This window comes from Streptomyces sp. NPDC026246, from assembly GCF_055567995.1.
In genome coordinates this window covers 304,880-326,208 of sequence record NZ_JBVHPJ010000004.1, presented here as the reverse complement: position 1 = coordinate 326,208, position 21,329 = coordinate 304,880, and the positions used below count along the sequence as shown (strand labels likewise).

19 protein-coding genes are annotated in these 21,329 nt (G+C 74.3%); 7 read left to right on the top strand and 12 right to left on the bottom strand.

The features are described 5' to 3' along the window. Positions 1 to 148 precede the first annotated feature (148 nt). Positions 149 to 1,498 (top strand): amidohydrolase, encoded by a 1,350-nt coding sequence (locus ACZ4M5_RS13450; protein WP_467736128.1) that lies wholly within the window; start codon positions 149 to 151, stop codon positions 1,496 to 1,498. Between the two features lie 88 nt (positions 1,499 to 1,586). On the opposite strand, the gene adh is transcribed toward ACZ4M5_RS13450, so the two are convergent. Both adh and ACZ4M5_RS13440 read right to left on the bottom strand, forming a co-directional pair. After that, positions 1,587 to 3,104 (bottom strand): aldehyde dehydrogenase, encoded by a 1,518-nt coding sequence (gene adh / locus ACZ4M5_RS13445; protein WP_467736126.1) that lies wholly within the window; start codon positions 3,102 to 3,104, stop codon positions 1,587 to 1,589. A 122-nt stretch (positions 3,105 to 3,226) separates the two neighbouring features. Beyond that, positions 3,227 to 4,450, bottom strand: a complete 1,224-nt coding sequence (locus tag ACZ4M5_RS13440) for a GAF domain-containing protein (RefSeq protein WP_467736124.1) — start codon at positions 4,448 to 4,450, stop codon at positions 3,227 to 3,229. Between the two features lie 242 nt (positions 4,451 to 4,692). Here ACZ4M5_RS13440 and ACZ4M5_RS13435 point away from each other — a divergent pair, with 242 nt between their 5' ends. Next, complete coding sequence (locus ACZ4M5_RS13435) at positions 4,693 to 4,896, top strand: hypothetical protein (RefSeq protein ID WP_467736122.1); 204 nt, start codon at positions 4,693 to 4,695, stop codon at positions 4,894 to 4,896. 61 nt (positions 4,897 to 4,957) lie between these two features. Here ACZ4M5_RS13435 and ACZ4M5_RS13430 read toward each other — a convergent pair whose 3' ends face one another. Together ACZ4M5_RS13430 and ACZ4M5_RS13425 are read right to left on the bottom strand one after the other, a co-directional pair. Continuing rightward, positions 4,958 to 5,446, bottom strand: a complete 489-nt coding sequence (locus tag ACZ4M5_RS13430) for a hypothetical protein (protein WP_467736566.1) — start codon at positions 5,444 to 5,446, stop codon at positions 4,958 to 4,960. A 319-nt stretch (positions 5,447 to 5,765) separates the two neighbouring features. Continuing rightward, the gene (locus ACZ4M5_RS13425; RefSeq protein ID WP_398108504.1) at positions 5,766 to 6,146 is read right to left on the bottom strand and encodes a DUF5997 family protein; all 381 of its coding nucleotides are present in this window, start codon (positions 6,144 to 6,146) and stop codon (positions 5,766 to 5,768) included. Between the two features lie 114 nt (positions 6,147 to 6,260). On the opposite strand from ACZ4M5_RS13425, the gene ACZ4M5_RS13420 reads away from it, so the two are divergent. Continuing rightward, entirely contained in the window at positions 6,261 to 7,145 is an 885-nt protein-coding gene (locus ACZ4M5_RS13420) for a LysR family transcriptional regulator substrate-binding protein (protein WP_467736119.1), read from the top strand. Positions 7,146 to 7,284: 139 nt separating this feature from the next. Here ACZ4M5_RS13420 and ACZ4M5_RS13415 read toward each other — a convergent pair whose 3' ends face one another. The 3 genes from ACZ4M5_RS13415 to ACZ4M5_RS13405 form a co-directional block, all read right to left on the bottom strand. Continuing rightward, entirely contained in the window at positions 7,285 to 8,046 is a 762-nt protein-coding gene (locus tag ACZ4M5_RS13415; protein WP_467736117.1) for a DUF4142 domain-containing protein, read from the bottom strand. Between the two features lie 100 nt (positions 8,047 to 8,146). Next, positions 8,147 to 8,842 (bottom strand): HAD family hydrolase, encoded by a 696-nt coding sequence (locus ACZ4M5_RS13410; RefSeq protein WP_467736115.1) that lies wholly within the window; start codon positions 8,840 to 8,842, stop codon positions 8,147 to 8,149. A gap of 19 nt (positions 8,843 to 8,861) precedes the next feature. Next, a complete protein-coding gene (locus ACZ4M5_RS13405; RefSeq protein ID WP_467736113.1) occupies positions 8,862 to 9,338 on the bottom strand; it encodes an Lrp/AsnC family transcriptional regulator in 477 nt (158 codons plus the stop codon). A 197-nt stretch (positions 9,339 to 9,535) separates the two neighbouring features. Here ACZ4M5_RS13405 and ACZ4M5_RS13400 point away from each other — a divergent pair, with 197 nt between their 5' ends. Next, positions 9,536 to 11,026, top strand: a complete 1,491-nt coding sequence (locus ACZ4M5_RS13400) for an FUSC family protein (RefSeq protein ID WP_467736111.1) — start codon at positions 9,536 to 9,538, stop codon at positions 11,024 to 11,026. Positions 11,027 to 11,118: 92 nt separating this feature from the next. After that, a complete protein-coding gene (locus ACZ4M5_RS13395) occupies positions 11,119 to 12,138 on the top strand; it encodes a lactonase family protein (protein WP_467736109.1) in 1,020 nt (339 codons plus the stop codon). 145 nt (positions 12,139 to 12,283) lie between these two features. Here ACZ4M5_RS13395 and ACZ4M5_RS13390 read toward each other — a convergent pair whose 3' ends face one another. Next, on the bottom strand, positions 12,284 to 13,207 hold the full coding sequence (locus ACZ4M5_RS13390; RefSeq protein WP_467736107.1) for a sirohydrochlorin chelatase: 924 nt from the start codon (positions 13,205 to 13,207) through the stop codon (positions 12,284 to 12,286). Positions 13,208 to 13,317: 110 nt separating this feature from the next. Further along, on the bottom strand, positions 13,318 to 14,289 hold the full coding sequence (locus ACZ4M5_RS13385) for an N-acetylglucosamine kinase (protein ID WP_467736564.1): 972 nt from the start codon (positions 14,287 to 14,289) through the stop codon (positions 13,318 to 13,320). A 163-nt stretch (positions 14,290 to 14,452) separates the two neighbouring features. On the opposite strand from ACZ4M5_RS13385, the gene ACZ4M5_RS13380 reads away from it, so the two are divergent. Then, on the top strand, positions 14,453 to 15,130 hold the full coding sequence (locus tag ACZ4M5_RS13380) for a uracil-DNA glycosylase (protein WP_467736105.1): 678 nt from the start codon (positions 14,453 to 14,455) through the stop codon (positions 15,128 to 15,130). Between the two features lie 217 nt (positions 15,131 to 15,347). Here the strand turns inward: ACZ4M5_RS13380 and ACZ4M5_RS13375 are convergent, their stop codons facing one another. Further along, positions 15,348 to 16,505 carry a WD40/YVTN/BNR-like repeat-containing protein gene (locus ACZ4M5_RS13375; protein ID WP_467736103.1) on the bottom strand — a complete coding sequence of 386 codons (1,158 nt, stop codon included), beginning with the start codon at positions 16,503 to 16,505 and terminating at the stop codon, positions 15,348 to 15,350. 168 nt (positions 16,506 to 16,673) lie between these two features. Between ACZ4M5_RS13375 and ACZ4M5_RS13370 the strand changes: the two genes are divergently transcribed. After that, entirely contained in the window at positions 16,674 to 17,258 is a 585-nt protein-coding gene (locus ACZ4M5_RS13370) for an Rv1733c family protein (protein ID WP_467736101.1), read from the top strand. Positions 17,259 to 17,445: 187 nt separating this feature from the next. Here ACZ4M5_RS13370 and ACZ4M5_RS13365 read toward each other — a convergent pair whose 3' ends face one another. Further along, positions 17,446 to 19,497 carry a HEAT repeat domain-containing protein gene (locus ACZ4M5_RS13365; protein WP_467736099.1) on the bottom strand — a complete coding sequence of 684 codons (2,052 nt, stop codon included), beginning with the start codon at positions 19,495 to 19,497 and terminating at the stop codon, positions 17,446 to 17,448. 118 nt (positions 19,498 to 19,615) lie between these two features. After that, complete coding sequence (locus tag ACZ4M5_RS13360) at positions 19,616 to 21,280, bottom strand: acyl-CoA dehydrogenase family protein (RefSeq protein ID WP_467736097.1); 1,665 nt, start codon at positions 21,278 to 21,280, stop codon at positions 19,616 to 19,618. Positions 21,281 to 21,329 lie beyond the last annotated feature (49 nt).

Sequence of the window (21,329 nt, the reverse complement as noted above, 5' to 3'; positions counted from 1 at the left end):
CCGCAACGGTGTGCCGCCCGTCGTTGATTGACGACTCCATTCCACCGGGCCCCGCTGTCACGGAAGCAGTCATTCCGCTGTCACACCTCTGTCCTTCACCACCCGATCGACACGGCATCGGCAAGGGCCGTGAGAACGGAAGTTGTCGATGCCGCAGCAGAAAAGCCCGTACGAAACCGCGCTGACGGCCCTTCCGGACATTCTGCTGTCCGCGACCACCTTCTACCTCGACACGCACCGGCACCCCGAACTGTCAGGCTGCGAGGAGCGGACCGCGCGGGAGTTCGGTGTGCGGTTGCGGTCCGAGGGCTATGAAGTGACCACGGGGATCGGCGGCCACGGGGTGGCCGGCGTCCTGCGCAACGGTGATGGCCCGGTGGTGCTGCTCCGCGCGGAACTCGACGCCCTGCCCGTCGAGGAGCGCACCGGGCTGGCGTATGCGAGCTCGGTGACCGCTCCCGGGCCCGACGGCGGGCGGATCCCGGTGATGCACGCCTGTGGGCACGATCTGCATCTGGCCGCCGCGGCCGGAGCGGCGGCCCTGCTGGCCCGGTCGGCGGATCGGTGGCGAGGCACGCTGATGGTCGTGGGCCAGCCGGCGGAGGAGACCCTCAGCGGGGCGCGGGCCATGCTGGAGGACGGTCTGTACACCCGCTGTGCGGCTCCCGACGTGGTGCTCGCCCAGCACGCGGCGCCGTACCCCTCCGGCCTGGTGGCGCACGGGGCGGGACCGCTGATGGCCGGCAGCGTGTCGTTGGAGATCGTCGTCCACGGCCGCGGAGGGCACGCGGCCACCGCCCATCTGGCAGTGGACCCGGTGCTCACCGCCGCGGCCGTCGTCCTGCGTCTGCAGGGCGTGGTCTCTCAGGAGACCGCCCCTGCCGAGCCCGTCACGCTCACCGTCGGGTCCCTGCATGCGGGAACCAGCGTGAACGTGGTGCCGGAGTGCGCGACCCTGGGGCTCACCGTCCGAGGATTCTCCGAAGCCGTGCTCGACCGCATGACGAATGCGGTCCGCAGGATCGTACGGGCGGAGTGCGCGGCCTCGGGGTGCGAGAAGGACCCGGACATCCGCGTCGTCTCCCGGTCACCGGTTAACGCCCCCGATCCCTCGGCCTCCGCGGTCGTGCGAGCCGCCCACGAAGCCCACTTCGGCGCGCGACGGGTGGCCACTTCGCCGCCCTCGATGGCGACCGAGGACTTCCCGCTCTACGGGGACGCGGGACACTCCCTGCATGGGAGGAGCGGGGTGACGAGCGCCTACTGGATGCTGGGTTGCGCCGCACCGCCGCCTGCCGCCGGTCCCGCTCCGCCGGAGCGGGCCTGGGAGCACGGCCCGCAGCCCAACCACTCCCCGAGGTTCGCACCGTATGTGCGGACCGCTCTGCCCACCGGGATATCGGCCCTGGCGGTGGCCGCCCTGGCTCATCTGGACGCGCGCCGACCGCCGAGCGGAGTGGGTGATCCGGCGCTATCTCCTTCGGATGCCAGACAGTAGCTCGAAGAACCCGATTGATCACAGTGGGTACCCGTGATGTCGGGTTGCCTGGAGCGCAACATACCTCCAAGCAACCCGAATGCAGGCTCTAGAAGAACCCAAGCTTCTGAGGGCTGTAAGAACAGAGAATGTTCTTGGTCTGCTGGTAGTGGTCCAGCATCATCTTGTGCGTCTCGCGCCCGATGCCCGACTTCTTGTAGCCGCCGAACGCCGCGTGCGCCGGATACGCGTGGTAGCAGTTGGTCCACACGCGGCCCGCCTTGATCTCGCGGCCCAGACGGTAGGCGGTGTTGCCGTCCCGGCTCCAGACACCGGCGCCCAGACCGTACAAGGTGTCGTTCGCGATCTTGAGTGCCTCGTCGACCGAGTCGTAGGTCGTGACCGAGACGACCGGGCCGAAGATCTCCTCCTGGAAGATCCGCATGTCGTTGGTGCCGCGGAAGATGGTCGGCTCGATGTAGTAGCCCCCATCGAGGCCGGGCACCGCGCGGGGCCTGCCGCCCGTGACGACCTCCGCGCCCTCCTTCCTGCCGATGTCCAGGTAGGAGAGGATCTTCTCGTACTGGTCGTTGCTCGCCTGTGCGCCGATCATGGTGGCCGGGTCCAGCGGATCGCCGCCGACGATGGCCTCGGTGCGGGCGACGCAGCGAGCCATGAAGTCGTCGTAGATCGACGACGGGACCAGCGCGCGGGACGGGCAGGTGCAGACCTCGCCCTGGTTCAGGGCGAACATCACGAATCCCTCGACCGCCTTGTCCAGGAAGTCGTCGTCGGCGGCCATGACGTCGGGCAGGAAGATGTTCGGGCTCTTGCCGCCCAGTTCCAGCGTCACGGGGATGATGTTCTCACTGGCGTACTGCATGATCAGGCGGCCGGTCGTGGTCTCGCCGGTGAACGCCACCTTCGCCACCCGCGGGCTGGAGGCCAGGGGCTTGCCCGCCTCGACACCGAAGCCGTTGACCACGTTGAGCACACCCGGCGGCAGCAGGTCGGCGATCAGGTCGACGACGTAGAGGAGGCTCACGGGTGTCTGCTCGGCCGGTTTGATGACGACGCAGTTGCCGGCGGCCAGCGCGGGGGCCAGCTTCCACGCGGCCATCAGGATCGGGAAGTTCCAGGGAATGATCTGGCCGACCACGCCCAGCGGTTCGTGGAAGTGGTAGGCGACCGTGTCGGCGTCGATCTCCGCGATGCTGCCCTCCTGGGCGCGGACCACCCCGGCGAAGTACCGGAAGTGGTCGACGGCCAGGGGGATGTCGGCGGCCAGGGTCTCGCGGACCGGCTTGCCGTTCTCCCAGGTCTCCGCGACGGCGATCCTCTCCAGGTTCACCTCGATGCGGTCCGCGATCCGGTTGAGCATCCTCGCGCGCTCCGCGGTGGAGGTGCGGCCCCACGCGTCGGCGGCCCGGTGCGCCGCGTCCAGGGCGAGGTCGACGTCGGCCGCGGTGGAGCGGGCGACCTCGCAGAACACCGTGCCGGTCACGGGAGTCGGGTTCTCGAAGTAGCGGCCCTCGACGGGGGCTGTCCACTCGCCTCCGATGAAGTTGTCGTAGCGGCGGGCGAAGGTGACGATGCTGCCGTCCGTTCCGGGCTGCGCGTACACCATGGCGGCTCTCCTCGGTGAAGGGCTGGCGACGGCCCGTGCCGTCGTGACACCCCGCACTGTGCTCCGCGGAGGTTGGCGCAAGGTTGGTGCGCCGGAACAGCGCCCGGTGCCCGGCCGGAGGGTCAGTCGCGCAGGGCCGCCGTCAGCCGGCCCGCCGCGATCGCGCGCCGGGCGTCCCGTGGACCGAGCAGCCTGAGCGCGTGCTCGTGGATCTCCGTGTCGTACGGGGCCCGTTCGCCGTGGCGCAGCGCGTGCTCCGGGCGGGGACTCGCCAGGACGGCCTCGCGGACGGCCACCTCCAGGCGCATGCGCCACTCGCCGATACCGGGGGCCTCGGAGCGGGGGAGGAGCGGGCCGCCGTAGTGGCGCAGCGCGCCGTCGATGTCGCCCTGCTCCAGCGCGCGCAGCACCTCGACGGCGTCGCAGGCCACCGGGACGGTCAGGGCGTAGCGCCGGGCGGAGACGCCACCGCCCAGGGCCCGGCGCAGATGGGAGATCTCCGCCTTGACGGTGGAGGAGGTGACCGGCCGGTCTCCGTAGAGCGCGGCGCGCAGCCGCTCCGCCGAGAAGCCGCCCGGCTCCAGCGCGAGCAGGGTGAGGATCTCCAACTGCCTTGGCCGCAGGGCCAGTCGGCGTTCTCCCCGCACAGCATGCCCGGCACCCAGGCAGCTGATCCGCAGCCGCCCCGGCCGGGGCTGCTCGGCTGTCAGGCGGGCCTCGACGGTCGACACCAGGGTCCGCACGGTCGACATCGCCAGCGGGTGCGAGCGGTCCCAGGTGGTGGACAGGTCGAGCACGCCGAGGACCCGGCCGTCGGGAGCCCGTACCGGCGCGCAGTAGCAGACCCAGCCGTGCAGGGCCGACACCAGGTGCTCGGCGGAGAAGACGGAGCTGGGACGTCCCGTGCGCAGCGTGAGCGACAGGGCGTTGGTGCCCATCGCCTGCTCGTCCCAGCGGCCGCCGGGGGCGAAGTTGACCCGCTCGGCCCGCCGCCGCATGGTCGGGCCGCCGCAGGTCCACAGGATGGTGCCGGACTCGTCGGTGACGGCGGTGACGAACCCGGCGTCCTCGGCGATGCTGCGCAACTCCCCGGCGAGGCCGGTGACCGGGCCGTACAGCGGCGAGGACGTCCACCGCTGGTGCACCGCCCCGCCGTCGGCGATCGGGGCGCTGTCCCGGCCCGGATCGACACTGCCCAGCGAACGCGCCCAGGACTCCGTCACCTCGTGCCGCAGGCTCGGGCTGCCGCCCGGCCGCGTCCCCGGGACGCTCAGCCGCGGCACCCAGCGTGACCACTCGTGCTCCAGCACACTCCTGCGCTCCCGGAGGTCAGGGCGCTGTGACATGGCCTCTCCCTGCCGTCGTACCGTCGTCCCGGCGTCAGGTCAGTGTTACCGGACGCGCCCGCCCCGGTCGAGCGGTCGGGCAGCGCGGACGGCGAATGGTCCGGCAGCGGCAACAGCGACTGGTCCGGCGGCACTTGGGCCCGGCTCCCCGGGTGCCGCCGTCCGGGTGACGGGTTCACCCGGACCGACGGATCGGGGCCGGCACCGCGTACCACCGGCGCGCGCTGCCGCGTTCACCGAGCATGGACAGCACGCAGACGGCGCGGCGCCCGCCCGGTGACGAGGCCGCGCCCCGCTCGTACGCCCAACTCACCAGCGGATACGCCCGGCATCCGGCACTTCGCGCGGCACCGGCCGCCGAAGGGCCGGTCACTCACGACGCCGCGCCAGGACACCGCGACGGGCAATGGGTCTCCTTCGCCGCCCCGGCCGACAGCGAGATCTGACCCGCGGACGGCGCCGGGACGGCGGGCCGGCACCCGGGCCGGGCCGCCCCCTCCGGAGCGCTCACCAGCCGTCCGGCACGGCGGGTTCCGCACTGGCCGGAGTCAGCACGGCGAGCGTGCCGGTGGCCTTCCGCAGCGCCGCTTCGAGGGTGCCGGGCGCGTGCAGCGCCCCGGAACCGTCCGGCGGGACGAGCCACTCCAGCCGACCGGCGGGCCGGTACGGCGGGGGCACGGCGATCCAGGAGCCCCGCCCCACGTGCCGGACCCCGTCCCCGACCCACTCGCTGACCGGGTCGGGCGGCAGGAAGAACCCCACCCTGCGCGCGGCCGAGTCCACCAGGGTGGGGCCGGGCAGCCTCAGCGGATCGCGCCACAGGATGTCCAGGGCGAGCAGCCCCAGCCGGTCGGGAACACTGAGCACGTCCCAGTACCGCCCGGCCTCCACGAGCATCGTGCCCGTGCCGTGGTCCCACTCCCGCTTGCACGCCTGCGGGTCCGTGGCGGCCGCGGCGAGCCACTCGACGGCTTGTTTCCCCATGACGCTCCGCATGCTCACCCCAGGCACGGTCGGCGGCTCCGCGTCCGCGGGCGCGCGGGACACGGACCGGGGGCCCGCGGTGTTCCGCGTCCCGCCCGGCCACAACCATGCTGGTAGATATTTCTACGTCCCGGAAGGGGTGGCGCGGCCTGGCGTCCCGGCCGGTCGGGCAACGGTCGGAAGCGGGCGGCCGCGTGCGCGATCCGTAAGGCGCCGGTCAACTCCGGACCACCGGGTGCCCCTGTCCGGACCGGCACATCGGCGGACCGTGGCGTCACGACGACGGCCCCGACCGGGCGGACCGGTCGGGGCCGTACGGGAGCGGGCCGGATCAGCCGCGCTCGGCGTGCTTCTTCTTGATGCGGGCGGCCTCCTTGCGGACCTCCGCCTGGGTCGTGCGCTCCCGCTGGAGCCACTCGGGGTTCTCCTGCTTCAGCGCCTCGATCTGCTCGGTGGTGAGCGGCTCGGTCACGCCGCCGCGGGCGAGACCCGCGATGGAGACGCCCAGCTTGGCCGCGACGACGGGGCGGGGGTGCGGGCCGTCGCGCCGCAGCTCCCGCAGCCACTGCGGGGGGTTCGCCTGCAGCTCGTTCAGCTCGGCGCGTGAGACGACACCCTCCCGGAACTCGGCGGGGGTGGCCTCGAGGTACACACCCAGCTTCTTCGCCGCGGTGGCGGGCTTCATCGTCTGGGTGCTCTGGTGCGACGTCATGCCGTCCAGCGTATCGACCGCGCGCCCCGCCTCCGACCACGGCCACCGCCCACGGCCGGACGGGGACGGTTCCGTGGCGTCACGGCCGCTGACCAGGGCCGGTAACCTGGCCGGGTGACAGACTCGGCAGCATCCCCCTCGTTCCGGCTCGCCTACGTCCCCGGGGTGATGCCCGACAAGTGGGTGCGCGTCTGGAGCCGGCGGCACCCCGAGGTCCCGCTGACGCTCACGCAGGTACCCGCGCCGGACGCGGCCGGACGGCTGCGCGCGGGGGAGGCCGACGCGGGCCTCGTCCGGCTGCCCGTGGACCGCGCGGTCTTCAGCGCGATCCCCCTGTACACCGAGCAGACGGTCGTCGTCGTGCCGAAGGACCATCTGGTCACGGCCGTCGACGAGGTCACGCCGGAGGACCTGTCCGACGACATCGTGCTGCACCCCCTCGACGACGTCCTCGACTGGGAGCAGGGCCTGCCCGGGCGGCCCGCCCTCGAACGGCCCGCCACCACGGCCGACGCGGTCGAGCTGGTCGCGGCCGGCATCGGCGTCCTGATCGTCCCCCTGTCCCTGGCCCGGCTGCACCACCGCAAGGACCTCACCCACCGCCCCCTGGAGGATGCACCGGGTTCGAGCGTGGCCCTCGCCTGGCCCGAGGACGCGAAGACGGACCTCGTCGAGGACTTCATCGGCATCGTCCGCGGCCGGACGGTCAACAGCACACGGGGCCGTACGCAGCCCCCGGCCCAGGAGAAATCCCGGCGGGCGGAGCAGGACGGGGCACGGCGGAAGCCGGCGGCAGGCGGACGCCCCGGAGCCGACCGCCGGGGGAGCGGCGCCGGCGGCGGCGCGAAAGGCAGCGCGAAGGGCGGCGCGAAGGGCGGGGCATCGAAGGGTGGCACGTCCCGAGGCGGCACCTCGAAGGGCGCAGGAGGCACGCGGCAGGCCGGCTCAGACGCCGGAAAGGGGAGCGGCAAGCGCGGCAAGCCCCGTCGGCGCTCCTGACACACGAGGCCGGGCACCCGTCCCGACGACCGGCCCGGATGCCGTTCGGCCCGTGACCTGGGCGCACCTGGGCCGTCCGCACGGATGGGGGCCCGGCCCGGGCCGGACGCCCTGACCTTCCCTTCCCTTCCCTTACCGCTCAGCCCGCCGTGGGGGACGGCTGCGGCGCGAGGGTCGGGTTGGGGGCGACCGTCTGGAAGTCCTTCAGGTTCTCGGGGACCGGCAGCACCCGGACCGGCGCGCCCGCCTGCGGCGGCGGGGGCGTCGTCTGGTCCTGCGGAAGCTTCGCCGGGGCGGTGATCTGGAAGGCCACCTGCTCGTGATTGACCAGTCCGGTCTTCTCCAGGATCGTGATGTGGTCGAGCACGGTGTCGTTGGTCTGGTCGGCGAGTTCCCGCACGAGGCTGTTGCGGGTGGTCGCCCGGATCTTGGCGATCGTCGGGAAGATGCCCCCGTGCGCCACCCGCATGATCGTCACCGCCGTGGAGTCGAACTCCTTGCCCGAGGCACTCTCCGCCGTCGCCACGAACTGCTGCTGCTGCGGGGAGGGTTCGTTCGGCAGCGTGATGCCCAGGTCCGTACCGAGCTTGCGGCACGACGCGTCGAGGCGGCCGTGGCCCACCAGCAGGTGCTTGGCGACCTCCTTCATCGCCGGCGTCGTGCCCTTCTCCATCGCCATCTGACCCAGCGGGTACTCCCACAGCCCGGCCGCACGCACCCGGACCACGAAGTCGCGGTCCGCCTCGGTCAGCGGGCCCCACTGGGTGTTCGCGATGATGCGGTCCTGGCTGGAAGCCGTGTTCTGCACGCCCAGCATGCTGGGATAGGCGAGCGCGGTGAGCGTAAGGATCATCGCACCGCCCACGAACGCGGTTCCTGCCGTGCTGCGCGAGATGCGCATCGTGCCTCCTGGAGATGAACGGCCCAACACCAGGAGGTACGGACGGCGCAGGCGAAACAATCACCTCCGCCGCAAAAAACTTCGTACACCCGCCCGGTCGTCAGGAAAGGGCCGCCGACCGCACGAGCCAGTCGTACGCGATGCGCGCCGTGAACTCCCGCTGCCCGCCCCGCAGCAGGAGGCCGGCCGTGGCGAACTCGGGGGCGTCCGCCTGCGCGGGGACGTACGGGACGGCGATGCAGCGCATGCCGGCCGCGTGCGCGGCGGCGGCGCCCGGCGCCGCGTCCTCGACGACGACGCAGCCGGCCGGGGCCGCGCCGAGACGGCGGGCCGCCTCGAGGAAGACATCGGGTGCCGGCTTGCCGTGCGCGACCTCGTCGGCCGAGACCACCGTGCGCAGGTGCGCGTCGAGGCCGGTGCCGGCCAGCACCGCCGTGATCGCCTCCGGCGAGGACCCCGAGGCCACCGCCATGGGCACGCCCTCGGCGGCCAGGAGGTCCACGAAGGCGCGCATCTCCGGGTAGACGCGGGTGGCGCCGCGCGCCAGCTCCAGGTAGCGCCGGTTCTTCGCGGCGAGCAGTTCCTCCACCGTGGCCGGCAGGGCGTACCGGTCCTTCCAGTCGGCGACGGTCTCCTGCGTGCTGATACCGACGTACCGCTCGTGGTCCGCCCAGGTGAAGTCCGGGACGCCGTGGGCGGCGAGAGTCTGTCGGCCGGCCTCGTAGTAGTTCGGCTCGCTGTCCACCAGCGTTCCGTCGAGATCGAAGACGACCGATATGCCGCGGAGCCTGCTCATGCCGCCATGCTCTCAAAGGTCATTGCCGGGCAGACCGCCCGATCGACTCCACCAGCGGGAGCAGCCGGTGCGCGACGCGCTCGCGCAGGGCGACCTCCGTGCGGGTGCGTACGACCCCGGGCATGCTGATCAGCTTCTGGACGACGTCCTCCAGGTGCGCGTTGTCCCGCGCCACCACCCGCGCCAGCAGGTCCCCGCCGCCCGTGATCGAGAACGCCTCGACGATCTCCGGGACGGCCGCCAGCGCGTCACCCACCTCGTCGAGATGTCCCTGGGTGACCTCGACGTGCACGAACGCCAGCACCGGGTGCCCGAGCGCGGCGGGGGAGAGGGCCGGCGCGGTGCCGGTGATCACCCCGGTCCGTTCCAGCCGGTCGAGCCGCGCCTGGAGCGTGCCCCGGGCGACGCCGAGGATCCGGGCGTACTCGCGCACGCTCGTACGGGGCTGCTCCAGCAGCAGCCGCAGGATGCGGGTGTCGAGCGCGTCCACGGGCATCGCACGTCCTCCTCGTCCGATGGCTCTGCCATGGCCGCTCCCATGCGGTCCTGGCTGTGCCAATGGCCCAGTCTAGAAGGAGCCGGTTGAGCCACTGGCGGACGGGATGCTGATATAGGTGAGTCGATGGCGCTGCGGACCCCGCGGCGCCTTTTCCATGCCCGGGCCACGTGCCGGGACGAAGGGGGCGGTAAGCGGTGCTGAAGAGGGTGTTCACGGCTCCGGATCCGGGGCGGACGAGGTTGCGGTTCGCCACGCGCGCGGTGCTCGGCATCGCACTGGCGGTCGCGCTGAGCGGCCTCGCCGGGCACTCCCTGACGGGCGCCGTCACCGGCGGCCTCGCCGCCCTGCTCGCCCTGTTCACCGTCACCGACGCCACCGTGCGCGGTCAGGCCGTCACCACCGCGCTGCTGCCCGTCGTCGGCCTGCCCGTCCTCACCGCGGCGGCCGTCCTGCACGACCACCCGGTCGCCCGGGACCTCACCTTCCTCGCCGTGGTCGGCGCGGGCGTGTACGCGCGCCGGTGGGGCCCGCGCGGCCACAGCCTCGGCGTCTTCGCCTTCATGAACTTCTTCGTGGCGCAGTTCCTGCACGCCACGACCGGTCAGCTGCCCGAGCTGTACGCCGCGGTCCTGCTGTCCGTACTGGCCGCCGCCGCGGTGCGCTTCGGCCTGTGGTGCTACGAGCGGCGCCTGCCCCTGCCCGTCCCGCCCGCCCCGCCGGGCGGCACCGGTCTGGCCCGCGTCACCACCCGCCAGGCGGTGCAGGCGACCGCGGGCGCCGGCTTCGCCCTGATCGTGGGGCAGCTGGTGTCCGGCCAACGCTGGTACTGGGCCGTCGGCGCCACCTGGTGGATCTTCGTCAACACCACCTCGCGCGGCGAGACCCTGGTCCGCGGCTTCCGGCGGCTGCTCGGCACGGTCATCGGCATCGGCCTCGGCCTGCTGGTCGCCGTGCCCGTCCACGGGGACCCGGTCGGCACCGCCCTGCTCGCCGCCGTCTGCGTCTTCGGCATCTTCTACACGGCGGCCGTCTCCTACACCTGGATGATGCTCTGGGTGACGCTGCTCGCCGGGCTGCTCTACGGCCTCCTCGGGGTGCTCGGCCCCGGCCTGCTCGCCCTGCGGCTCGCCGAGACGGTGGTCGGGGCGCTGGGCGCGGTCCTGGCCGTGATCCTGGTCCTGCCCGTCACCACCCACAGCGTCACCGACGCCTGGATCCGGCGGGCGCTGGGCTGTGTGCACGCCTGCGCCACCGAGACCGCCCGGCGCCTGGCGGGTGCGCCCGACGCCGACCCGGCCCCGCGGGTGGCGGAACTGGAGCAGCTCCTCGCCCGGGTGCGGCTCTCGGTCGCCCCGTTGGTGCACCCCCTGAACCCCGTGCTCGGGCGCAAGCGGCGGGCCCGGCACGTACTGGACCTCCTCGACGACTGCGCCCGGGAGATCCGCGGCCTGGTCGCCGTCGCCGCCGACCCGGAGGCCTCCCACGACGCCCGCCTCGCCGCGGCCTGCGCGCGCGTGGAGACGGCGGTCGAGGCCCTCACCGAGGGCCGCGACATCGCCCTCGACGCGGACGGGCCGGCCGTCTCGGAGCCCGCTCTCGCCCACCTCCACGGCCTGGAGAGGGCCCTCGCCGAACTCGCCCGGCCCCTGCACGCCCCCTCCGGCTCCCCACTGGTCGGGGCCTGAGGACACCAGGGGCCCCCTTGACCCGTTGGTCTAGACCGCGCATGATCGGCTGCGCGGTCCTTCCGGACGGCTCGCGATGAGAGGGGACAGCGGTGACGGACGGCAGCCGGGCGTACATCGGATCGTTCACGACGGCCGGCGGCCCCGGCCTCGTCACCGCGCGCGTCGACGCCCACAGCGGCGCACTGACCGTCCTGAGCCGCCTGGACGACCCCGCCGACCCCTCCTATCTCGCCCTCTCACCCGGCGGCGACATCCTCTACGCCGTCAGCGAGACCTCCGAGGGCACGGTGACGGCGTACCGGGTCGGCGGGGACGAACCGGAGCCCGCCGGGCCCGCCGTCCGGGTCGGGGACGGGCCGACGCACCTCGGCGTGTTCGCCGGACACGTCCTCACCGCCGACTACGGCTCCGGAAGCGTCACCGCGGTCCCCCTGCACCCCGACGGCGCCCTCACCGGGCCGGCGTCCGGCGCGCTGCGGCACACCGGATCCGGGCCCTGCCCGCAGCGCCAGCGAGAACCGCACGCCCACCAGGTGCAGCCCGACCCCAGCGGCCGCTGGGCCGTCAGCGTCGACCTCGGCACCGACTCGGTGCGGGTGTGCACCCTGGCCGACGGTGTCCCGGTCCTGCACCGGGAGACCGCCCTGGAGCCCGGCTCGGGGCCCCGGCACCTGGCCTTCCACCCGGACGGCACGCGCGCGTACGTCGTCAACGAACTGCGCCCGTCCGTCACCGTCTGCCGCTGGGACGCGGTTGGGGGCGTGCTCACTCCCCTCGCGGAAACCGGCGTCCTGCCCGGCGCGCCGGCGGGCGACGCCTACCCGTCGGGCATCGCCGTGTCCTGCGACGGCCGCTTCGTGTGGACCGCCACCCGCGGCGAGGACGTGCTGTCCGTCCTCGCCGTCGAGGGCGAGGACCTGCGGCTGGTCACCACGGTGCCCTGCGGAGGCCACTGGCCGCGGGCCCTCACGGCCCACGGCCGCCGGCTGTACGTCGCCAACGAGCGCTCCGGTGACGTCACCTGGTTCACGGTGGACCCCGACACGGGCGTTCCGCACCGCGAGGGCTCGGTCGAGCTCCCGGCCGCCTCCTGCGTGATCATCGGCTGACCGGCCTGCGTGATCATCGGCTGACCGGCGTGCGTGATCACCGGCTGACCGTCCAGCGTGATCAGCGGCTGGCCGGTCCCGCACGCACGACGAAGGCCCGCTCCGCGCCGGAACGGGCCTTCGTCGTGCTGTGCCGTGCGGCGCGTCAGCGCGCCGGCGTGCTCTGCGCCTGCTGCGGCGTGATGCCGAGGGCCGTCGTGTACTTGGCGAGGGCCAGCTTTCCGATCGCCGGGTAGGCGCCGAGCGACTCCGCGGCCGAGCAACCCGCCTCCTTCGCGGCCTCCTGGACCAGCCCCGGCTCGATCTCCGGGCCGATCAGGTAGGGCGCGAGGGCCAGCTGCTGCGACCCGGAGGAACGCAGCTGCTCGGCCACCGACGCGATGGAACCCTCCTGGTCCAGGGCCGCCGCCATCACCGGCACCGCAAGGCGGGCGGCGAGCAGCATGCCGGTGATCCCGGCCGCCTGCACCGCCTCGTCACCGCCCACGGACGCCAGGACGATGCCGTCGGCGGCGGTCGCCACGGTGAACAGCCGGGCACGGTCGGCACGCGCCAGACCGGCCTCCGACAGCCGCACGTGCAGCGCCTCGGCGAGCAGCGGGTGCGGACCGAGCACGTCCGTCAGCTCCGCGGCGATCCGGCTCTCCATCACGGCCTGACGGACCCGGCGCAGCAGCGCGCTGTCCGGACCGGCGAGCAACGGCACGACGACGGCGACCGGCCCGTCCGGCTCGCGCACGTCCAGGCCCGCGGCGCGCGCCTGCTCGAAGCGGGCGGTGCGCTCCTCGGCGGCGTACGCGAGCACCGACTGCAGGGTCGGGAACTCCTCGTTGTCCCCGTCCAGGTACCCGATGCGGGCGTCGAGGCCGGGCAGCTCGGAGCGGGCGATGCTCACGACCTCCTCGGCGAGGCCTCGCGTGGCGCTGCTGGGCGTGCCCGGGACCGCGAGGACGAGCGCCGGCGCGCCCTCGGGAGCCACCAGCGGCTCGGGGCGGCGGTGCCGTCCGGGCTGGCGGGGGCGCGGCATTCGTACTGGCAGGCCGGACGCGGGCCCAGTGGGGGAACTCATGGCGTCGCATGTTACTGGCTTCCTGGGCTCCCCTGTTCGGGGAGGGTCCAGGTGAGCGGTATCCGTCCCGTTTTGTCGGATGAGTTGCGGACGGTTCGGGTGTGATGGGGTCAATCGCCCGTCAGGGTGGTGACGCTGAGCAGGGCCTCGTCACCCGGCAGGGCGAGGGAGCCGGTGCTCAGCTCGGCCGCCAGACGCACCGCGCCGTGCAGGGGATCTCCCTCCGCGGGCACCCTGCGCACCCGCGGCAGCCGCTGCGCCAGTTCCTCGTCGAGGGGGCCGAGCAGCACCTCGCCCATCCCGAACAGTCCGCCGGTCGCGGCCACGTAGGGTTCCCCGCCGCGGGGGCACACCGCTGCCACGGAGTCGGCCATGTGCCGGGCCGCCGCGCGCAGGATGCCCGCGGCGACCGAGTCCTCGTCCGCGCAGTCGGCCACCCGGGGTGCGAAGGACGCGAGGACGGCGGGGCGGTCGGGACGCGGGTACAGCGCGCCGGGCAGGCCCGCCGCGGGCCCGAACGCCTCCTCGGCACGGGCCAGCAGCCGGGCGGAGCCGCCCTCCCGGCCGTCGTGCGCCCGCAGCGCGGCCTCCAGCCCGGCCCGTCCGATCCACGCCCCGCCCCCGCAGTCGCCCAGCAGGTGCCCCCAGCCGTCCGCCCGGCGCCAGCCGGTCAGATCCGTGCCGATCGCGATCAGACCGGTGCCGCCCGCGACGACGGCACCCGGACGGGCACCCAGGGCCCCCGCGTACGCCGTCACCGCGTCGGCGGCCAGCGCCACCCGTCGCACACCCAGTTCGCGCGCCAGGGCGCCCGGCACCTCCGCGCGCAGTCCCGCGCCCAGGGTGGCCAGCCCGGCCGCGCCCACGACGGCGGCGGTCAGCCGTACCGGGCCGGTCTCCGCCGTCAACGCGCGCACGAGCGAGATCAGTTGCGCCATGAAGTGCTCGGGGTCGATGCCCCTGGCACCGGTGCGGACCGGTTCGGCGGAGGCCCGCCGGGCCAGCGGTCCGCGCTCGGCGGTTCCCACCACCACCCGAAGTCCGGACCCGCCGGAGTCCACGGCGAGGAACCCGCAGTCCACGGGACGCGACACGACCCCTCCTTCACGGCGGGCGCGGCCGCGCCTTCCGCCCGGCCGCGCCCGCGAGCTCGACGGGGAGGAACACTAGCGGCGTGGCCCCGGCACGGGGCGACGACCCGTGACCGGCGCCGGTGCACGGTGTCTGCCAGTAGAGTGACGCGTCGTGGCACCACGACCGTTGCACGAACTTGTCGAAGCAGGGTGGGCGAAGGCCCTGGAACCCGCGGCCGAACGCATCGCCGCCATGGGGGACTTCCTCCGCGCCGAGATTGCGGCGGGCCGGACCTACCTGCCGGCCGGCGCCAACGTCCTGCGCGCCTTCCAGCAACCCTTCGACGACGTCCGCGTCCTGATCGTCGGCCAGGACCCCTACCCCACGCCGGGGATGGCCATCGGCCTGAGCTTCGCCGTGGCGCCGGAGGTGCGCTCGCTGCCGGGGAGCCTGGAGAACATCTTCCGCGAGATGCACTCCGACCTGGGCCTGCCCCGCCCGTCCAACGGCGACCTGACCCCGTGGACCCGGCAGGGCGTCCTGCTGCTCAACCGGGCCCTCACCACCGCGCCCCGCAAGCCGGGCGCGCACCGCGGCAAGGGCTGGGAGGAGGTCACCGAGCAGGCGATCCGGGCGCTGGCCGCACGCGGCAAGCCGCTGGTGTCGATCCTGTGGGGCCGCGACGCGCGCAACCTGCGACCCCTGCTGGGCGACCTCCCGGCGATCGAGTCGGCCCACCCCTCACCGATGTCGGCGGACCGCGGCTTCTTCGGCTCACGCCCGTTCAGCCGGGCCAACGACCTGCTGATGAAGCTGGGCGGCCAGCCGGTCGACTGGCGGCTTCCGTAACCCTGCCGCGCCGCCGGGACCGCCCGCCTGAGGAGTCCCGCAACCCGCGCTCGGCGGGGGTGCCCCGCACCACGGGCAGGGCCCGCAGACCCCCGCAGGACGCGGGCCGACCCTGGGGTGACCCGGCGACCTGGTGGCTCGGCGACCCGGTGGCCCGGCGGCTCGCGCACGCCGGACACCCGGACACCGGACGCCGGACGTGGACGCCCTGTTCAGCTCAGCCGACGACCGCCGCGCGTACGCACAGCACATCCGGCAGGTGCGAGGCCAGCTGCTGCCAGCTGTCCCCGTCGTCCGCCGAAGCGAACACCTCGCCGTTGCGGTTGCCGAAGTAGACGCCCGCCGGGTCTGCGTCGTCCGTGCACATGGCGTCCCGCAGCACCGTGCCGTAGTGGTCGTCGCGGGGCAGGCCCGCCGACAACGGCTCCCAGCTCTTGCCCGCGTCCGCCGTCCGGTAGACCCGGCAACGGCGGTCCGCCGGAACCCGGTCGGCGTCGGCGTTGATCGGGAACACGTACGCCGTGTCGCCCCGGTGCGGATGGGCCGCCGCCGCGAAACCGAACGTCGAGGGCAGGCCCTCACCGATGTCCGTCCAGTGCGCGCCCGCGTCGTCACTGCGGTACACGCCCCAGTGGTTCTGCAGGTACAGCCGGTCCGGGTCCGCTGCGTCCCGGGTGACCTTGTGCACGCACTGGCCGAACTCCGGGTTCGGGTCGGGCAGGAACACCGCCGACACACCGGAGTTGGAGGGTGTCCAGCTCGCGCCGCCGTCCAGGGTGCGGAACACTCCGGCGGTCGAGACGGCCACCGTCACCGCTCTCGGGTCGCGCGCGTCGGTGAGCACCGTGTGCAGCCCCTCGCCGCCACCGCCCGGCACCCACTTCGAGCGCGTCGGGTGCTCCCACAGCGGCCGCACAAGGTCGAACGTCTCGCCCCGGTCCTCAGAGCGGTACAGCGCGGCCGGTTCCGTGCCCGCGTACACCACGTCGGGTTCGGCCGCCGCCGGGTGCAGCTGCCACACCCGCTCCAGGGAAGCGCCGGTGTCCTTGGGGAACTTGACGGCCGGCCGGGCCGGTTCGGTCCACGTCCGGCCGAGGTCGTCGGAGTGGAACACGGACGGGCCCCAGTGCGCGCTGTCGCCGCCGGCCAGCAGCCGCGGGGACGCGGTGCGGGTGTCGATGGCGACCGAGTACACGGCCTGCGCGTTGAAGTAGGGACTCTCGTCGAACTCCCAGGCCCCGCCGTCCCGGCGGCGCCCGATGAACAGGCCCTTGCGCGTGCCCACGGCGAGCAGTACCTCGGTCATGCCGATCACCTCCGCGGCGTCACCGTCGACGCCTTCTCCTCCGACATCGGCCAGTCTGCACCCCACCACTGACAGTCACCTCCGGACCGGGCTGCGGCGCAGGTCAGCGGGGTGTCGCGACCTGAGCCGCGGCAGTGTCACGCGTGCCACCCGGGTACATGCACTGAGCATCGGCACGCCCCGGCGCGTATGGGGAGGACGGCGGCTTCGCCGGCCGCCGGTGAGGAGGTGCCTTCCATGGCGTTGCGGGGTCCGACGGTGTGGCTGTGGCGCTGGCGCCGAAATCCGCTCAAACGCCCGGCCGACAGGCTGGAGGCCTGGGTCCTGCTGGGCGTGTGGACGTTCACCGTCGTCGCCGGGGTGCTCGCCGGGACGAGGGTGAGCCGCTCGGTCGAGGAGGGGCTGGCCCGTGAGCGCGTCGAGTGGCGCCCTGCGGTGGCCCGCCTCGACGAGCGGGCTCCCGGTGCGGCGGCCCGGGACCGCGGCGCGTCGCGTGCCGACCAGGTCTGGGCGACGGCGCGATGGACGGCGCCCGACGGCTCCGGGCACACCGGCAGCCTCCGGGTCCCGGCGGGCACCCCCGCCGGGACGCCCGTCACCGTGTGGACGGACCCGGAGGGCCGCCAGGTGACCCGCCCGCTGTCCGCGTCCCAGGCACGTTTCCGCGCGGTGCTGACGGGCGGGGTGGCGGGCGTCTGCGCCGCGACCGTGCCGCTGCTCTTCGGCGGCGCGGTGGGCCGCCGCCTGGAGCGCCGCCGCATCGACTCCTGGGACGCCGAGTGGGCCCGCTTCGGCCCGCTGTGGGGCCGCACGACGGGGTGAGGACCCGTCCTGCCGGGAGCGGGTCCGAAGCGCCGCCGACCCTCGCCCCGTCGAGGTCCGGACGAACCCGTGACACGCCGCAGCTCCCGTCCCCCTGACGCCGCGGCGACCCGTGACGCACAGCGGAACCTCTCCTCTCCCAGGGCCCGACAGCCCGTGACGCGCCGCGCCCCGGCCCCCGACGCGATTACATCGCCGCCCCCAACGCCTCCTCGCAGAGCCGCAGCAGCACCAGGTCCTCGTGGAGGGCGCGGCCGCCTGCCAGGTCGGTCCTGTGCCGTCGGGGAGACGCGATTTCCTCGCGGAGCAGGTCGTGCAGAGGCGTGCCTCCGGGCCCCAGGGCGGCGGCGCACCCGGCGATCACCACGCGCGTGTGCGGGTGGTCGGTCCATCCGGCGCGCAGGACGGGCAGGACCCGGTCCGCTTCACCCGTGGTCCGCCACACCGCGCACGCTGCGGTCGCACGGTCCAACGGGTCGCCGGAGCCTGCCATGCGGCGCAGTTCCGGCAGGGCCGGACGGGCCGCCGGTCCGAGCCGGGCGAGGACGGCCGCCGCGCGTCGCCGCCGGTCCCGCCCCGGCCCCGTCACCTCCCGCAGCAGCGTGGGCACGACCGCGTCCGCGTCCCCCGTGACCGACCACAGCGCCTCCGCGGCGGCGCCGGCACAACCGGTCACCAGCAGCGCCCGCAGGTCGGGGACCGCCTCCCGCGCCGGCCCACCGAAGGCACCCAGGGCCGCGACCGCCGCGTGCACGACAGCCTCACGGCCCCGCGCCCGCTCCGGCATGCCGCGCAGCAGCCGCAGAACCTCCGGCAGGGACGAGACGTCGCCCAGGGACCCGAGTGCCGTCAGCAGGGGGACGGCCTGCTCGTGGGTGCGGGGGCTGTCCGGCGGCACGCGGGCGAGCCGCCGTCGCAGGGCCGGGGCAAGGGGCGCGGCCGCCCGGCCCAGGTGGGGTATGACCCGGCCGAGATCGTGCGGCACGACCGGGCCGGCCAGCACCTCGGCCAGCACCGGCGTGGCCCGCACGTCCCCCGCTCTCGCGAGGGCCTTGAGCGCACCGCCCAGCGCGGGGCCGCCCCGCTCGCCGTGCCGTACGCGGAACTCGGGGCGGGACGTCACCAGGGCGTGGAGAGGCCCTGCGGCGGGCGCCGCGAGGGCGTGCAACTCCGCCAGGACGGTCACCGCGGCATCGTGCAACCGGTCCTCGCGGCACCCGAGTTGCGCACCGATGAGGGCGACCGGCCGCTCGTGACCGTCGCGCCACTTCCGGAAGAACCCGGCCGCCATCCACACCCCGTTGCACCGGTCGAGGGCGTCGGGGCTGGTCAACTGCCCGCACAGCAGCTCGGACCGGTCGGCCACGCGGCTCCCGAGCGCGCAGTGCAGTGTGCGCAGCAGCCGGGAACCCTCCTCGTCGGAGGGACGCAGCCGCCGCAGCCGCCCGGCGAGGGTCTCGGGACCGGGATCGCCGCAGGCAGGGCCGGCCACCGCCCGCCGACCGGATCTCTCCCTGAGCAGCCCGACGGCGACCTGGACCAGGTCGCCGGGCAGCCGCTCGGGGGCGCACCCGGCGAGCTGGCCGAGGGCGGCGAGCCGCAGGGCCGGGCCGTACGGGGGCCCGCTCAGCGCCTCCAGCAGGCGCACGGCCTCGGCGCCGTGATCGGGGCCGAGGCGTAACCGGTGCCGACGGGGCCACCGGGCCGCCGCGGCGTGTCCGTGCCGCCGGACGAACAGGCCGAGGGCCTCCGCCAGGGCCGTCAGCACCCGGTCGTCCCGCTCCACGAGGATGCGCTCCCGCAGCAGCGACAGCACCCGGGCCGGCCCGTCGAGGAACCGCACGAGCGCCCCCGGCGCCACCCGGCGCACCCCGCTGTCGGCGTCCCCCGCGAGCCGTACGAACAACTCGGCACGCGCGCGGAGCGCGGCCCGGGCCCGGGCCGCGAGCGCGTCGCCGTCACCGCCGAGGTCCCCGATGCTGACGAGGAGTTCCACCACCTCCGCCCGGTCCGGCACCTCCTCGCGGACGGCGAGCGAGAGGAGGAACGGGACGCACGCGAGCGTCGCGTCGTACATTTCCCCCCGTCGGTGCACGGCGCCGTACATCCCGTCGAGCGCGGTCTCCCGCTCGGCGGGATCGGCGGAGGCCAGTCCCCGCAGCAGCCCGGGCACATCGCCCGCACTGCCGTCCGCGTGCCGCAGCGAGGCCCAGTCGACCTCGTCGATCCCCCTGAACACGTTGTCCTCCCCAGGCGCGAAGTGCCGACTGACGGGGAGTCTGCACCACGGCACCGACAACGAAGCGGAAGCAGGGGGTGACTGTGCGCAATCTGTCTGCTGGTTGGCTGACTGTCGGTCAGTGCCCGGGCAGCGCCCGCTCCACCACCGCGTCGAGAGCCGCCCCCTCCGGCAGTGTCCCGAAGGCGTGCCCCCAGTCGCCGCCGAGCCGGGTCGCACAGAAGGCGTCGGCGACCGCGGGCGGGGCGTGCCGCACCAGCAGCGAGCCCTGGAGCGCCAGGGCCATCTCCTCGACGAGGCGGCGTGCCGTCGTCGGTGTCGCCTCCGTCAGCTGCTGCCTCAGCCGTGCCACCGCCGCGTCCAGCCGGGCGTCCGCGCCGCGTGCCAGGGCGAGTTCGTCGAACAGGGCGTCGGCCGTGCCGGGTTCGCGGCCCAGCGCCCGCAGCACGTCGAGCGCGTTGACGTTCCCGGAGCCCTCCCAGATGGACAGCAGGGGGGCCTCGCGGTAGTGCCGGGGCATGCCCGAGTCCTCGACGTAGCCGTTGCCGCCGAGGCACTCCAGGGCCTCGGCGGTGAAGGCCGGACCCCGCTTGGTCACCCAGTACTTGCCCACCGCCGTGGCGATCCGGCGGAACGCGCTCTCCCGCGTGTCCCCGCGGACGGCCCGGTCGGCCGCCCCGGCCAGCCGCACCGTCAGCGCCGTCGCGGCCTCCGACTCCAGCGCGAGATCGGCCAGTACGTTGCGCATCAGCGGCTGGTCCAGCAGCCGTGCGCCGAACGCCCTGCGGTGCCGCGCGTGGTGCCCCGCCTCCACGAGGGACTTGCGCATCAGCGCGGCCGACATCATCACGCAGTCCAGACGCGTGCAGTTGACCATCTCGATGATCGTCTTGACGCCCTGTCCCTCGGGGCCGACCAGCCAGGCCACCGTGCCGTCGAACTCGGGCTCCGAGGAGGCGTTGGACCGGTTGCCCAGCTTGTCCTTCAGGCGCTGGATGCGGAACGTGTTGCGGGAGCCGTCCGGCAGCACGCGCGGTACCAGGAAGCAGGACAGGCCCTCCGGGGCCTGGGCCAGCACCAGGAACACGTCGCACATGGGCGCGGAGGTGAACCACTTGTGCCCGCGCAGGGTGTACACCCCGGGCTCGGCCGTGGGTGTGGCCGTCGTGGTGTTCGTGCGGACGTCGGAACCGCCCTGCTTCTCGGTCATCCCCATGCCGGCGAGCAGCCCCCGCTTCTCGGTGGGCTCGCGCAGGGCGGGGTCGTACTCGCGGCTGGTCAGCAGCGGCTCGTAGAGCTTGGCCAGCTCCGGCTGGCGGCGCAGGGCGGGGACTGCCGCGTACGTCATCGACGTCGGGCAGCCGTGTCCGGCCTCGGTGTGGCCCCAGACCAGGCCGCCGGCCGTCCGGGCGACGTGCGCGCCCGGCCGGCCGTCCGCCCAGGGCGCCCCCGCCAGCCCCTCCGCGACGGCCGTCCGCATCAGGTGGTGCCAACTCGGGTGGAAGCGGACCTCGTCGACGCGGTTGCCGTACCGGTCGTGCGTGCGCAGCTCCGGCTCGTGCCGGTTGGCCAGATCCGCCCACTCCTGCGCCTGGACGCTGCCGGCCTGCCGGCCGAGCCGCCGCAGGTCCGCCTCGGCCCAGCCGGCGCCCTCCCGCCGCAGCCCCTCCAGCAGGGCCGCGTCCTCGGAGGCGTCGTACGGATTGAGGGGCGGGGCCTGGTTGGTGACGTCGTGCGTGGCGGGTGAGCCGTACGCCCGCGGTTCCTCCGGTGTCGAGACCATGCCCGAGTGTTGCACTTCGTCTGCGGTCGCAGCAATAGTGCAACAGCGG

Coding starts and splice junctions, on each gene's coding strand:
- adh (WP_467736126.1), bottom strand. CDS start 3,104: ATGGTGTACGCGCAGCCCGGAACGGACGGCAGCATCGTCACCTTCGCC.
- ACZ4M5_RS13425 (WP_398108504.1), bottom strand. CDS start 6,146: ATGACGTCGCACCAGAGCACCCAGACGATGAAGCCCGCCACCGCGGCG.
- ACZ4M5_RS13370 (WP_467736101.1), top strand. CDS start 16,674: ATGGCGTTGCGGGGTCCGACGGTGTGGCTGTGGCGCTGGCGCCGAAAT.
- ACZ4M5_RS13430 (WP_467736566.1), bottom strand. CDS start 5,446: ATGCGGAGCGTCATGGGGAAACAAGCCGTCGAGTGGCTCGCCGCGGCC.
- ACZ4M5_RS13440 (WP_467736124.1), bottom strand. CDS start 4,450: ATGTCACAGCGCCCTGACCTCCGGGAGCGCAGGAGTGTGCTGGAGCAC.
- ACZ4M5_RS13410 (WP_467736115.1), bottom strand. CDS start 8,842: ATGAGCAGGCTCCGCGGCATATCGGTCGTCTTCGATCTCGACGGAACG.
- ACZ4M5_RS13390 (WP_467736107.1), bottom strand. CDS start 13,207: ATGAGTTCCCCCACTGGGCCCGCGTCCGGCCTGCCAGTACGAATGCCG.
- ACZ4M5_RS13360 (WP_467736097.1), bottom strand. CDS start 21,280: ATGGTCTCGACACCGGAGGAACCGCGGGCGTACGGCTCACCCGCCACG.
- ACZ4M5_RS13415 (WP_467736117.1), bottom strand. CDS start 8,046: ATGCGCATCTCGCGCAGCACGGCAGGAACCGCGTTCGTGGGCGGTGCG.
- ACZ4M5_RS13435 (WP_467736122.1), top strand. CDS start 4,693: ATGGACAGCACGCAGACGGCGCGGCGCCCGCCCGGTGACGAGGCCGCG.
- ACZ4M5_RS13450 (WP_467736128.1), top strand. CDS start 149: ATGCCGCAGCAGAAAAGCCCGTACGAAACCGCGCTGACGGCCCTTCCG.
- ACZ4M5_RS13405 (WP_467736113.1), bottom strand. CDS start 9,338: ATGCCCGTGGACGCGCTCGACACCCGCATCCTGCGGCTGCTGCTGGAG.